This is a genomic window from Desulfobacter postgatei 2ac9, assembly GCF_000233695.2.
Lineage (GTDB): Bacteria > Desulfobacterota > Desulfobacteria > Desulfobacterales > Desulfobacteraceae > Desulfobacter > Desulfobacter postgatei.
This window is the reverse complement of record NZ_CM001488.1, coordinates 1,901,660-1,914,556: the sequence shown is the minus strand read 5'-3', so window position 1 is coordinate 1,914,556 and position 12,897 is coordinate 1,901,660. Positions and strand designations below refer to the sequence as shown.

Sequence of the window (12,897 nt, the reverse complement as noted above, 5' to 3'; positions counted from 1 at the left end):
ACAAAGGCGGCTGCCGGGGGGCTTTTGCATTATAACCGACTCACACCCCGGACAGCCTTGGATTTTGCACAAAAGCGATATCACCTGTGCCCGGATGCTGTCTGGTCCTTTTTTTGCCGTCCGGCTGAAAGAGGAATTCGGGCAAGACGCAGGCCGTTGTTGTCGTTGAGATCAGCATGGTGCCTGTTGTTGCGGTAAGCGGAACGCAGGTTCCTCCCGTTGTTGATCCAGGAACCGCCGCGACAGACGGGCCAAGCGTTTTGCCGACAGTCACCCGAACTTTCATTATACATCCAACAGCGGTCCGGCCGCAATAACGGATTTCCTGAAACCCACAGACCGGGTCTGGGCGGTCATGCCGTGGACCGCATCATATCCCCGCTGAAGCGCCAGGTCCGATATATTTCCGTTGCGCCATTGATCCTCCCATTGCCTTAATCGGCGACGGTAATTTCTTTTTTTCCTTCTGGACAGCAGGATGGAAAAAGGCAGAATCCTGTAACCGCAGTAGGTAACCCCGTGCCGGGAGGGCTGGATCTGCCATGTATCCTTGACCTTCAGCGCCTGGCCGGACAAAAAATTTACGGCGATTTGAAGGCTTGTTTTTGCTGCGGTTTTATCTGCAGTGAACCAGATCATGTCATCCATATACCGGCAATAGGATTTGATATAGGGAGGCCCTTGAATGAACCGGTCTGCCGTCTCAAGAAAAAAATTGGCAAAATACTGGGAGGTCAACGCCCCTATGGGAAGCCCCTGTCCCGGCCGTTCACTGAAACTGTCGATGATCGCGTCCAACAGATCAAGAAAGGCTTTGCCTTTGAATCGGTTGTGAAGCTTTTGCTTGAGCCGGTCATGGGGCATCCGCTCAAAATATTTTTCTATGTCTATTTTCACATACCACCCAGACCGCCTCAAACCGCGTTGAACATAGCGGGCCGCCGCGTGAACCCCTCGGCCGGGCATACAGGCAAAACTGGAATGGATCTGGGATCTGATCAGGTTTTCACCGATCAGATTCATGATGGCATGATGAAGCACTCTCATCTCAAAACTCAAGGCTGTGATGTTGCGGGGTTTGGGGTCCATGATCTGAAACCGGCGGTATTGATCCAGGGAAAACGATCCGGACTGAATCCGGTCTCTTAAATTTGTGATATTACCGTCGACGTCGGACAGGAAACCGGCCACATCCGGCCTGGACCGTTTTCCCCTGGCCGCCTTGTATACGGCAAGACTGAGATTTTTCCAGGCCAGGAGATCCGCCATATCCACCCGCTGCCGTTTCACCCGGCGGTTTGCCCATGCAACTGCCGCAATATGGATAAAAAGGCAGGACCGTATTTTTCCATCCTGGCCTGGCCGATGCCCGGAATTCGGGCCATGGCCTCTTGGGTCACCACCTTTTGGGTCACCATGTTGGCCAGTTGTTCGTTGGTGAATATCGAATAGGCCGGGCGGCCTTCCTCTTTGGCCCTGGCGTTTCTGAGTTCCCTTAACCGTGCATACTTTTGAAAGTCCTGGTCATTGAGGACTTCCTTGTAGTCCACCCGGGACTGGACATCCGTCCCTTCAGTGCTATTGGGCCTGGATTCCAGGTAATGGATGCAGAAACACCAACACCCCCTAAGGCCCTCCTTTGTAAACTTCTTTTCCACGGAAACCACCCGGTGGGAGGAGAGGAATCGGTTTAATTCATCTTCAGCTGCTTCGGAACCGAATATCGGTACGTTAAAAAATTTATACTTCATTGGGAATCTCCTCTTGCACCGCCGGCCGGGGTCACGGTCCCGGTTTGCTCGTCCCTCGCTGCACCAGGGCCATAACCCGTCCGGCTCCTGCCGGTTCCTGCCTCCGGCACCAAAGGACCTCGGGCAAGACGCAAGCCGTTGTTGTCGATGAGATCAGCAAGGGGCCTGAAGTAGCGGTAAGCGGAACGCAGGTACCTCCCGAGGTTGATCCAGGAACCGCCGCGACAGACGCGAGACTCATTGTCACCATCCTCCCAAACACTACCGTCATCCGGAGCACCATCGTAATTATCATGCCAGCGGTCCTGACACCACTCCCAGACATTGCCGTGCATCTGGTACAGGCCCCAGGGGTTTTGCTCAAAAAAGTTCACCGGCACCGTCTTTCGACGATACTCCCCTTTGGGGCCGTTATTATAAGGATAATTGCCATTATAATTAACCCTATCCGTGTTCAATTCCCATCCAAACCAGAACGGGGTGTCTGTTCCTGCCCGGCAGGCATACTCCCATTCTGCTTCCGAGGGCAAACGAATATCAAGACCAGGAACCAAACGGTTAAGCCCATCAATAAAATCATTGGCATCATCCCAGCTCACGTTTTCCACCGGATGTTCAACTCCTTCTTCTTTAAATCTGCTTGGGTTTTTCCCGGTAACGGCCCGCCATAATTCCTGGGTACAGGCGGTATCTGCAAGCCAGAACCCTTTTTCAAACGCCACCCGGTGCAAAGGCCCTTCATAATCACTTCGTTCAGGTTCATCTCCAGGAGATCCCATCATAAAATTCCCCGGGGGAATCCAGCGTAACACAAAGCCGATGCCTTTTACCTTCACCTCGACAAAGAGTCCGTACCGATCCCGCCTAATCCCCGAGGCCCATTCCGGACAGGGCATCATGGCCACCGTTGTTCTCCCGGTATCGGTTTCCACCACAATTTCGACTGTATTTTCCGGCAATTCAAAAGGCTTATCCAGCGTCATGGACTGTTTGATTGCTGCTTCATCTGTTCTGAAAATGACCTGGGATTTAGAACCGGCGGATAACTCATGGATCAATCCGGGATGGTGCGAGGGCCTTCCGGAAGAAAAAATTTCCAGACGATTTTGATGCACACTCAGGCAGACCGGCCCTGTTTCCCTGGATTTTACAGCCCATTCCGGAACCTGTGTCAAATCCACCCCGCCGGGAACCTTTTGCGGTTTGATTGTTTCATTGTAAATTCCGAACAATGTATTGAGTTCAGGCACCCACGCTTCTTCCCCTGCCCGGTCCGCCACCCGGCCCACCCAGGCCATGATCCTGTTTTTTTCTGTTTCCGGGGTATCGGGATTCTGCTGAAAGAGAACCAGCTTTCTTAAAAACGCCGCCTGATCTCCATCAAGGAACTTTCCCGCCTTCTGCCGCTGTTCGATACGCAGCTCCATGGGCATCCGGGATTCAAAGGATTGAATCAGGGGCCAGATCCGGTCAAGATCCAGATTCAAGTCCTGTGCTTTTTTGCTGTACTTTGCCCGGCTCTCTGGATTGCGCCACTGAAATCTGAACACATTGCCTTCCAGGGCAAAATGACGGCAGGCCAGGCTTTCGGTCGAGACACTGAACCCAAGCCGGTTTCTAACCCTCCGGATCAGGGCCGGTGTGAGTTCAACAGCCAGGGACAGGGCCGCCAGAAGCATCTCGGTCTGATCGCGGGTTTTCATGCTTGGGCCGGCGCCCCGATTCCCAGAATCCCCACCGGGACGGATCACACCGGAATCCCAGTAGTGCAGGGAAAACAAGGTGGCTGTTTCCATTATCCAGTCCGAAGGATGGGCCGTCACCAGGGCATCGATCCGGACGTGTTTCTGTTTCATGCGGCGTCCGAACCCATGCCAGAATCCCGCGTTGATGCCCTGTTTGTCTAAAAATCCCAGGTCGCCGGCATAGATCAGATGCAGATTTTGCCGGACGATGGGGAATCCTTTGTGCATTGCCCCCTGGTACCAAAAGGTATTGGTTTTGGGGTCGGGGCAGGCCACAATGTGAAGCCGATTGCGAAACCATTGGTCCATGTTGAGGGCCAGGTCTCTGAAGTCATTGAAAAAGGGGCTTAAATGTTTTGAGAAATCAAGAACCAGGACCATATCCAGGGGCCAGGCCCTTTTCTTTTTCCACGGGATAATTTCAAGGGGTTTTTGCCTGACGGCGCTTTGGATTATCCTTTTGGTATCCAGTTGGCGGGTCTGTTTTAATTCAATGCCAAGCCGCTTCAGATATGGCCAGAGGACATTCCAGCCGGTCAGGGGGTCCGGCATTACCTCGTCGGCAACCGGCGGAAATTCAATCGCGCCCTCAAAAGGGATGAGACTTGCATATTCTGCCGGCATGGTTCTGGTATCTTCGACAATTTTCTCTTCAAGGGCATAAAGACAGGGGAACCGGAAGTGGGCTTTATCAGGGGGATAATTCGTGGGGCGTATGGCACTGGAACCCGGTTCCGGGGGCAACCCCTCGTCAATAATTTTCTGATCGGGTTCGGCAATTTCTCTGTCTTTCGGTTTTGGGGAATATTTCAGCCCCAGCAGTTCCGAAAACTCGCTAATGCTGATATTTTGCCCTTTCAACCGTTCAACAAGAGAAAAAAGGGTGGTCAATTCCCCCATCCGACCAGACGGAGTTTTTTTAGCGTTCGTCTTTTCCCCGGGCATCCAAGGGTGTTGAAATGGACGGGTTGTTTTAAGAGTTATTGGCGATAATTTCAGCGAATTAACCCAAGTTCGGCCTTTTTTAATTAATCCATTGATTTTATTTACAATAATATAAGCAACTTCAACACCCTTCATTAGGCACCGTTTTTCATGAACGTCAGTGCGGCCAGCAGTTCCATGGCTTCATCCAGGCCCAGACTTGGGGCGGTTTGTTTCATGCCGATAAGGGCCTCAAGATGATCCAGGTATTCGGCCTGGCCCGGAATAAACGATAATCCCTCATGTTTGGCTCTCATCCGTTTTTCATACAGCAGATCAGCCACTTTTTCGTAAGTTGTCTCACCATAATCACCGGGCATCCGGCCCTGAAACAAACTTTGGCCCCTTTTGGAAAGGATGTCGATGAAATCATCCCTATTGTCGTCATCCAGGACCAGGTCCAGGACCAGGCAGCGCCGGACAAAGGCCTGGGGCAGCTCCTGTTCCCGGTTGGTGGTAATGATGATCAAAGGATCGGGTTCGCCCTTGGGACGTTCCACCCGTTCACCGGTATAAGGCACCTCAAAGCTCAAATTCCCCAGGGGTTCCAGCAGGCTGTTGGGCACGGACCGGTCGGCCTTGTCGATTTCGTCAATCAGGAGAACGACCCCGTTTTGAAACTCCCTTTTCTGTCCGGATTCATCCGTGGTCACGGGCCTGCAGGGCCGGCTGCCTATACGACTTTCAGCACTGGTATGATTCAGGGCCCACCAGAGGGGGCCGGCGCTCAAATACTGGCTTTCATCTTTCACACACCTTTCCCCGGCATTGGCATCGGACAGTTTCCGAAGGGCATCGTACCGCCAGAGCAAGTCCTCGGGTTCTGTCCGTTCGTTGACCACCAGGCAGGCCAGAGGCATGGCAAACAACTGGGCCACGGCCCTGGCCAGCTGGGTTTTGCCGCATCCGGGCTCTCCCCTGACCAGCAGGGGGCGGCTCACGGCCAGGGCCGCCAAAACGGCCACGGCCTGTTTCCGGTCAAAATGATGGATGGCGGCTTTGGGCCAGCCTTTGCAGGGGTACAGGTTAACCGCATCTTCTGTAGGGAAGGAATCAAGTGTTATTTTATGGGTCATTGGCTATCCTCTTCAATTCTGAATTTCATTCAACCTCGAATAGATCGTGATAATTTCATCCTGAATCTCGGTTTCTGACTCTTCAAAACCAGGGATAAATAACTCCAGGATATTTTCCGGTTTCTGCTCATCCGTCAAGATCTGAACCAAGGCCGGGAATTGTTTTCCGATTTTATTGAACACGTTTTCACCACCAAAATCCCTATTCATCTTATCTTTTTCAACGGTAATGTAAAATTTTCCCAACTCCGCCATTATTTTGTTAATCCGCTGCCGCTTTTTTTCGTCATCGCCCACCAGTGGATTATTGAATTTCCCCCTCCGGGATATTTCCAGAACCTTATCCGTTAGCGGTGCAAATATGGTCATATATCCAGCCTCGTTTTTTAAAAATTTTTCAAATGCGCTTTCATCCATGCCCGTTTCAATCAGCTTTATTTCCCCCTCTCCCACCACCCGATTGTCTTCGATTGCATATACAGCGGACTTGTTGAACAGGGCGGAGACCAGGATCTGGTAAAAATCCATATATTCCCGGCTGAACACATTCCTGGCCCCATCACCGCACCCATTCAGTTCATGGATAAGCTGGTGAAGTTTTCCATCGTCCATGGCAGCGATCAAAAACAACCCCGTCAATTCTTCTATGCTTTCCTTAAATCGCTCCTTAAAAGAAAAATCCCCTGAAATTATCCGATCAAGGAATTTAGTGACACTTTCCAGTGAGGCCAGCAATGTTGCACCATTTTTCATTGATGCAAGAGAGTGTATCGGGTCTTTTTCTCCGTTTGAAAACTGTCCGGTCCCGATTAAAATTTTTTTTAATGGATAAAAATCACTTTTCTCTAACAAAGAGTTTAAAGCGTCCCTGATGGCAATCCGTCGACCGACGGCTGCCCGGTGATTATACCGGACCGGCTCTGTCTCTTTATTCAGCCATTGGATTATTTCATCGGCTGCCTGATCATAGTTTTTTTTGTCATCCTGCACAAGGACCAGCCGGTCCCGGTACTTAAACTCGGGTTTATACTTTCCAAACAACCAAGCCAGAATCACGGGAACAACCCCGGGATTTTCACAGCAGGTCGTCAGATCGACAGCATCTTTTTTTTCTCTATTGTTTTGAGAACTTTGTTCCTGTTCAACGTCGGGTAAAAAATTGTCCAGCATCATCACTGCCGGCTGAAGTTCACTGGCCTGTTTTTCATAAGCCAATAACAATTCATTCATACAGGACCTGGATTGAAAATAATTTTGAGACAAAAGAAAAACGATTCGATCCGCCTCACTGACCTTGGCCATGAATTTTGTGATAGACTCTCCTAACTGCAGCGAAGTTTCATCATAACAGATGCTGCAACCAGTGCCAGGCGCAGTTTTTATCAGGGCATCAATTAATCTTTTTGCGTGCCCGTCTTTTCTGCAATAGGAAACGTATATCTTTCGCTTTGTTTCGTTGCCACTCATCTTTTACAGCTCCTGCAAAGGCCCCTGCTCCAGCTTCTGGAAATCCTCCACCCCGGCCACTTTGGCCAGCATGGCCGCATATCCCCGGAGTACGTCCTGAATCTGTTCCAGTTCATGGCGGAAAGACGCTTTTTCCTCGGGCTTCTCCAGCATATTATCCGATACCCGCTTGTGCCATTTGGCCGTAAAGGGACGAATTTTCTGGTTCAGGATGACCACGGCAATCTTGGAAAACACCTCTGCCTTGCGCCCCTTTTGTTTGAGCAGTTCCCGGGTTACTTTGAACAGAGAAAAAATAGAACTCAAGGCAGCCGCCTCATCCCCCTGGTCCTTGCCAAGGGGCTGGGTGGCCACCCGGGTGATCAGTTCGATGTAAAGTTCCCAGGCCGCCTGTTCCTCTTCGGGCCTCGGCTGCCATTCCATCTGCATAAACCCGGCACTGATCTTCAGCCCGGTAATGCCCCAGTTTTCAAACCAGTCTTTAATTTTCACGGAATCCTCCAATGCGTTTTTGTAAAGTGAAGGATAATGGGAAGTTCTTCTTCCCGACTTTTAGAAAAGGGAACGTTGAATCTCGTTTGATTCAAACGGTTTCTTTCGACTTTTACGTCCAAACGTTTGGTTTTGTTTTGTATTGAATTTTAAGGCAAAATTATTCTGCCATTGCTTCCATGGCTCTTTTAGGATTCGCCTCAACTTTCTTTAGGATTTCAATAGTTCTTGCTTCGGGCAGCCAGTTGATTTTTCCGTTTGATACGTCATAGATCGCGCCCACAACTTTGGCTTTCCCCGCGTTCACGAGATTGCGGGAAGCAGGGCTTGCCATGAACAGATCCTCAATGCCTTTCCAGATATTTTCCTCAATGGCATAAGGTATTACATCCGCACCATGGGCATCTGGATTGTCTTCAATCGCTTTTTTCACTGCTGGAATGATGTTGTCAACCAGAGGGGGGATATTTCTTTCCAATGGGTGACCGTGACCCTGGACAGCCTTTGTCACTGCGGTGACTGCGCCACATTGCGTATGTCCAAGCACGACAAATACCGGGGTGTTTACATGGGCAAGGCCATATTCAACAGACCCTATCTCATCAACATCCAGAACATTACCGGCAACACGAATAACAAAAATATCCATAATACCGGCATCAAATAGAATTTCAACCGGAACTCTGGCGTCGGAGCAGGTGATGACCGTTGCATAGGCGTGATCTCCCTGATTTTCTTTGCCGGCAAGTGCAAGGCGGGCAACATCCGTATGCGGCTGAATTGCTTTGCCGCTTACAAAACGTTCATTACCTGCTTTCAGCATGGCGATTGCTTCATCCGGACTTGGTTTGGCTGCTTTGCCGTCACTGGCAAGAACAGGGCCGCAAGTTAGAGCTAAAAAACAGCCAACAGTTACAATAAATTTCAAAATGTTTTTCATGATTGTACGCCCTCCTTTAAAAGAATAGATTTTACGGCAAATGCCTGGCCTCCAATAGGCCAATTGACCTGCCACGAAAAAACTTGAAATACTCTAAAGTATAGGAGATTATCCTGACTGTTGCCAGGATGACAAGAAAAAAAGGATACCCGTTGGCAAAAATGGGGCTCTGTTTAGGAACCGGTCTTAAATAACTTGCCCATGTTGCTTTGTTTATGATTTGGACCTGAGATCAACCACGGCCTTGACGAAAAGATAGAGCCGATTTATCAATTACCAAACAAGCGCTAAGACAGCGCATGGAGATCCGGATATGGAAAACACCCATATGGAAACAGAATGCCCCACTTTGTCAGCCCTGGCCTGGACTGTCATCAAAAACCGCTACCTGGCCCGTAATTGCGCGGGAGATCTCATCGAGACACCCGCAGATATGTTTCACAGGGTCGCCGCATCGGTGGCCCGGGCAGACCGCTTGTTCGACACTGGTGCGGATCTGTCCAAAACCACAGAGCGCTTTGAAGCGGTTTTAGCATCCCTTGCCTTCCTGCCCAACTCCCCCTGCCTGATGAACGCGGGCACTCCCCTGGGCCAGCTGGCCGCCTGTTTTGTACTCCCGGTGGAAGACCGGCCCGAAGCCATGTGTCAAACCATGAAAGAGGCGGCCATCATCCATGGGGCTTGCGGCGGTATCGGCTTTTCGTTCAGCCGGCTGCGGCCCCGGGGGGATACCATTCTCCAGGCTTGCGGGGGAGCTGAAGGTCCCGTCGCCTTTATCCGGCAGTTGGATAGGGCAGCCGCTCGGACGGATCAGAACCGTCGTCGGCCGGCTGCAAATATGGCGGTCCTGGAGATCAGCCATCCGGATATTGAAGCCTTTATCAACGCAAAGCAGACAAGGGGAGAGTTACGCCATTTCAACCTCTCCGTTGCCGTGGATGACCAGTTTATGGAGTGCGTTAACAGCGGCCGGAACTACCCGCTGGTTCACCCCGGAACCGGCAAGGCAGTGGGGCGTAGAAACGCAGAAGAGATATTCGAGCGCATGGCCTCTTCAGCCTGGCAGACGGGTGATCCGGGTCTCCTTTTCATCGACCGTATCAACCGGGACAATCCCCTCCCCCGGATGGGGCGGATTTGCGCCACCAACCCCTGCGGTGAACAACCCCTGCTGCCCTATGAATCCTGCACTCTCGGCTCCATCAACCTGACCAAGGTGGTTGAAAACAAAGAAATCAACTTTGTCGAACTTGACAGACTGGCCCGGACGGCCGTCCATTTCCTGGACAACGTCATCGAAATCAACCACTATCCGCTGAGGCAGATCGAAGAGGCGAGCCGCAGCACCCGTAAGATCGGACTGGGGGTCATGGGCTTTGCCGACATGCTGATCCTGCTGAATATCCCGTACCAAAGTGACAGGGCTGTTGCCGTGGCCGGACGGATCATGTCCCGGATTCAACGCAGTGCCGAGGCCGAATCTGCGTCACTGGCACTGGTGCGCGGCAATTTCCCCTGTTTTGAGCACAGCATCTTTCCCAAACGGGGCGTCCGCCTGCGGCGCAACGCCACGCTGACCACCGTGGCCCCGACAGGGAGCATCAGCCTCATTGCCGGTGTCAGCAGCGGCATTGAACCCGTCTTTGCCTTCAGAGGGCGGCGGCGTATCAACGGAATTCTTTACGATGACATCCATCCCATTTATGCCCGCTATCAGAAGGATCAAAAACCGATCCCCAAAGAGGTGTTCCAGAGCGCCTGGGATGTGGCCCCCGAGTGGCACCTAAAGGTCCAGGCCGCATTTCAGCGCCACACGGAGAATGCGGTTTCCAAAACCGTCAATCTGCCGGGGTCCGCGACCCGGGAAGATGTCCGGCAGGTCTTCCTCAACGCCCACGCCATGGGGCTCAAAGGGATCACCATATACCGCGACACCTCCCATGGCGACCAGGTCCTCAATACCTGTACCGTCAACCGGGAGGACTGCGGTTAATCCCCGTTCAAACCTGACTAATTTTCATTGACATCATGTTTATATTGAAGATAAGTCCCTGGTATCTGAATATAATCCAGAACCACTGCTGTTTTTTTCCAGGAATATCGCCGAAATAAATCCGTCAAATTCAGGCCGATACCAAGATAAAAATTTCGTTCTTTTTTGTCTTTATCATCTGAAAAACCGCGGGCATAATACCCCATATACAATTCAAAATGTTTTAAAAACGTTTTATTTACGGACTCAAATCCGTTAAGTTTTACTGCAAGCAGATATTTTGAATTGTCATAATCTGTTAAAAAATCTGTGCCGTTAGGCTTAAATCCATATTCCCATCTTAAACTGAATTTGCCGGCAAGATCCGGATATTTATACAATAAATATCCAGCAGTGCATCCCAGAAAATTTGCAATCATATCTTCATAGGAAAATCCATATTCGCTGAAAGAGTCCCCAAACTCCATATACCCCATGATGGCAAATAATGAAAGCGAGCCGTATAATGCGGCATTCTCTTTTTCAAAACACCAGTGTTTATATAAGGATGACAGCGCGTGAGAGATCACATAACTTGAATAAAGATGTCCCAGTTTATCCGCCCCTCCCTCTTTGGTTGTATTTGCAAACCATCCTTCGGAACCCGAGTGAGGTGATTGAGAGAAATAATCCCATTGTAAAGCGCCCCAAATCGTAATCACTCCGATTCCTGCCAGGGAGACTGAAAGACTTCTTGTATTTTTCTCAGAAAAGGAAAGCTCTGACGTGCATTTGGTCAAACGGTCCTGGGCAGAGCCGGTCACGGCAATCAAGCAAAAAAATGTGCAACATAATAAGGATTTCATTATATGCACATTTTAGATGCGGAATATTAAATTAAGGGCTTCATCATGAATTTTTTTCCATAGATCCTCGCCACCAAAGCTTTCAATATAGAGTTTCATTTTCGGTTCAGTTCCCGAGGGTCTGATAGCAAACCATGACCCATCCGAGAGATTGACTTTTACACCGCCTATAGGGCTATTATTTCCCGTGGCTTTTGTCTGAATGCTAACGATTGATAACCCTGCCAACGATGTCGCCTTTATTGAATCCGGTGATGTTTGTGACAGTATTGTTTTTTGCTCATTTGTGATAGGTCCGTCAACCCTTCTATAATAAGGATTGCCAAATTCAGATACCAATGTCTCTCTATAAATTTCGGATGGCGTTTGCCCGGTTTTCGCCAGAATCTCAGCAGCAAGCAATGCCAGAACAAATCCATCTTTATCTGTCGTCCAAACAGCGCCATTTTTTCTTAAAAAAGTTGCGCCGGCACTCTCTTCACCACAAAAGGCGATTTTTCCTTCCATCAAACCGCTGACAAACCATTTGAATCCAACAGGCGTTTCAAAGATCGCCTTGTTGAACCCCATAACCACTTTATCAATCATGCTGCTGCTGACTAAGGTTTTTCCGATACTAAGGTTATTTCCCCATAAAGGCCTGTTTTGAAGCAGGTACCAAATGGCCACGGATAAATAATGGTTAGGATTCATTAAACCATCCGGACACACAATGCCATGTCTGTCAAAATCCGGATCATTTCCCCATGCAATATCGTATTTTTCTGCAAGCTTGATTAAGTTTGCCATGGCATGAGGTGAGGAGCAATCCATTCTTATTTTTCCATCATGGTCCGGGGGCATGAAGCTGAAAGTTTTATCAATTTTTGAATTAACAACGTTAATATCAAATCCATATTTATCAGCAATAGGATCCCAAAAATTTATACCCGCCCCCCCCATCGGATCTATGCCGATTTTGATTTTTGATTGATGAATCGTTTCCGTGTCTATCACATTGGATAAAGCATCTACATAAGGAGTGATAAAATCGCTTTCATGCGTAGACGGCGCTGAATAGGCTTTTTCGTAAGCAATCCTTTTAATCCCGGAATTCTTGGCATTTATCAGCTGGTTTGCTCTTTTTTCAATGAAATCTGTTATTTCAATATCGGCAGGCCCCCCATGAGGTGGATTATACTTAAATCCTCCGTCTTCCGGTGGATTATGAGATGGCGTAATAATAACACCATCTGCAAGCGCCTTTTTATTGGTCCGGTTGTACTCCAGAATCATAAACGAAATGACCGGGGTTGGCGTATATTCAGAATTTGCGTGAATGAAAACATCCACATCGTTTGCAGCAAAAACTTCCAATGCTGTTTTAAAAGCCGGTAAGGAAAGCGCGTGAGTATCGTAACCTAAAAACAGGGGGCCTGAAATTTTATTTTTTTTACGATAATCACAAAGTGCCTGAGAAATAGCTAGTATATGTTTCTCATTAAACGTACCGTCTAATGATGAGCCTCGATGTCCTGAAGTCCCGAAAGATACTTGCCCTTTTATCTCTGTTGAATAATAAGAAGATACTATTTTTTCAGTATTATTTCTCTTTTCCATTAAAA

11 protein-coding genes are annotated in these 12,897 nt (G+C 49.4%); 1 reads left to right on the top strand and 10 read right to left on the bottom strand.

Annotated features, from left to right (window positions below; all coding sequences use genetic code 11):
* Positions 1-40: 40 nt before the first annotated feature.
* The 8 genes from DESPODRAFT_RS08760 to DESPODRAFT_RS08725 form a co-directional block, all read right to left on the bottom strand.
* Positions 41-286 (bottom strand): hypothetical protein, encoded by a 246-nt coding sequence (locus DESPODRAFT_RS08760; RefSeq protein ID WP_004072922.1) that lies wholly within the window; start codon positions 284-286, stop codon positions 41-43.
* Complete coding sequence (locus DESPODRAFT_RS08755; RefSeq protein WP_004072921.1) at positions 286-1,290, bottom strand: RNA-directed DNA polymerase; 1,005 nt, start codon at positions 1,288-1,290, stop codon at positions 286-288. The genes DESPODRAFT_RS08760 and DESPODRAFT_RS08755 overlap by 1 nt, the downstream gene beginning before the upstream one ends.
* Positions 1,287-1,751 carry an HRDC domain-containing protein gene (locus DESPODRAFT_RS08750; RefSeq protein ID WP_040015911.1) on the bottom strand — a complete coding sequence of 155 codons (465 nt, stop codon included), beginning with the start codon at positions 1,749-1,751 and terminating at the stop codon, positions 1,287-1,289. The genes DESPODRAFT_RS08755 and DESPODRAFT_RS08750 overlap by 4 nt, the downstream gene beginning before the upstream one ends.
* Entirely contained in the window at positions 1,748-4,387 is a 2,640-nt protein-coding gene (locus DESPODRAFT_RS20600) for a formylglycine-generating enzyme family protein (RefSeq protein ID WP_216594051.1), read from the bottom strand. Before DESPODRAFT_RS20600 ends, DESPODRAFT_RS08750 begins: the two co-directional genes overlap by 4 nt.
* Before the next feature lie 188 nt (positions 4,388-4,575).
* Entirely contained in the window at positions 4,576-5,556 is a 981-nt protein-coding gene (locus tag DESPODRAFT_RS08740; protein WP_004072919.1) for an AAA family ATPase, read from the bottom strand.
* A gap of 12 nt (positions 5,557-5,568) precedes the next feature.
* Positions 5,569-7,023 carry a toll/interleukin-1 receptor domain-containing protein gene (locus DESPODRAFT_RS08735; protein WP_004072918.1) on the bottom strand — a complete coding sequence of 485 codons (1,455 nt, stop codon included), beginning with the start codon at positions 7,021-7,023 and terminating at the stop codon, positions 5,569-5,571.
* A 3-nt stretch (positions 7,024-7,026) separates the two neighbouring features.
* Positions 7,027-7,515: a hypothetical protein gene (locus DESPODRAFT_RS08730; protein WP_004072917.1), complete on the bottom strand. Its 489-nt coding sequence runs from the start codon at positions 7,513-7,515 to the stop codon at positions 7,027-7,029.
* Between the two features lie 160 nt (positions 7,516-7,675).
* Positions 7,676-8,455 carry a carbonic anhydrase gene (locus DESPODRAFT_RS08725; RefSeq protein ID WP_004072916.1) on the bottom strand — a complete coding sequence of 260 codons (780 nt, stop codon included), beginning with the start codon at positions 8,453-8,455 and terminating at the stop codon, positions 7,676-7,678.
* A gap of 313 nt (positions 8,456-8,768) precedes the next feature.
* Between DESPODRAFT_RS08725 and DESPODRAFT_RS08720 the strand changes: the two genes are divergently transcribed.
* Positions 8,769-10,448, top strand: coding sequence for an adenosylcobalamin-dependent ribonucleoside-diphosphate reductase (locus DESPODRAFT_RS08720; protein ID WP_004072915.1), 1,680 nt, complete (start codon positions 8,769-8,771; stop codon positions 10,446-10,448).
* 17 nt (positions 10,449-10,465) lie between these two features.
* On the opposite strand, the gene DESPODRAFT_RS08715 is transcribed toward DESPODRAFT_RS08720, so the two are convergent.
* Together DESPODRAFT_RS08715 and DESPODRAFT_RS08710 are read right to left on the bottom strand one after the other, a co-directional pair.
* Complete coding sequence (locus DESPODRAFT_RS08715; RefSeq protein ID WP_004072914.1) at positions 10,466-11,293, bottom strand: YfiM family protein; 828 nt, start codon at positions 11,291-11,293, stop codon at positions 10,466-10,468.
* Between the two features lie 12 nt (positions 11,294-11,305).
* Positions 11,306-12,892 (bottom strand): phosphohexomutase domain-containing protein, encoded by a 1,587-nt coding sequence (locus DESPODRAFT_RS08710; RefSeq protein WP_004072913.1) that lies wholly within the window; start codon positions 12,890-12,892, stop codon positions 11,306-11,308.
* Between the last annotated feature and the right edge of the window lie 5 nt (positions 12,893-12,897).

What these genes read in the sequence shown, in the direction of transcription:
- DESPODRAFT_RS08760 (WP_004072922.1), bottom strand. Translation starts at nt 286, where the DNA reads ATGAAAGTTCGGGTGACTGTCGGCAAAACGCTTGGCCCGTCTGTCGCG.
- DESPODRAFT_RS08750 (WP_040015911.1), bottom strand. Translation starts at nt 1,751, where the DNA reads ATGAAGTATAAATTTTTTAACGTACCGATATTCGGTTCCGAAGCAGCT.
- DESPODRAFT_RS08740 (WP_004072919.1), bottom strand. Translation starts at nt 5,556, where the DNA reads ATGACCCATAAAATAACACTTGATTCCTTCCCTACAGAAGATGCGGTT.
- DESPODRAFT_RS08710 (WP_004072913.1), bottom strand. Translation starts at nt 12,892, where the DNA reads ATGGAAAAGAGAAATAATACTGAAAAAATAGTATCTTCTTATTATTCA.
- DESPODRAFT_RS08735 (WP_004072918.1), bottom strand. Translation starts at nt 7,023, where the DNA reads ATGAGTGGCAACGAAACAAAGCGAAAGATATACGTTTCCTATTGCAGA.
- DESPODRAFT_RS08720 (WP_004072915.1), top strand. Translation starts at nt 8,769, where the DNA reads ATGGAAAACACCCATATGGAAACAGAATGCCCCACTTTGTCAGCCCTG.
- DESPODRAFT_RS08715 (WP_004072914.1), bottom strand. Translation starts at nt 11,293, where the DNA reads ATGAAATCCTTATTATGTTGCACATTTTTTTGCTTGATTGCCGTGACC.
- DESPODRAFT_RS08725 (WP_004072916.1), bottom strand. Translation starts at nt 8,455, where the DNA reads ATGAAAAACATTTTGAAATTTATTGTAACTGTTGGCTGTTTTTTAGCT.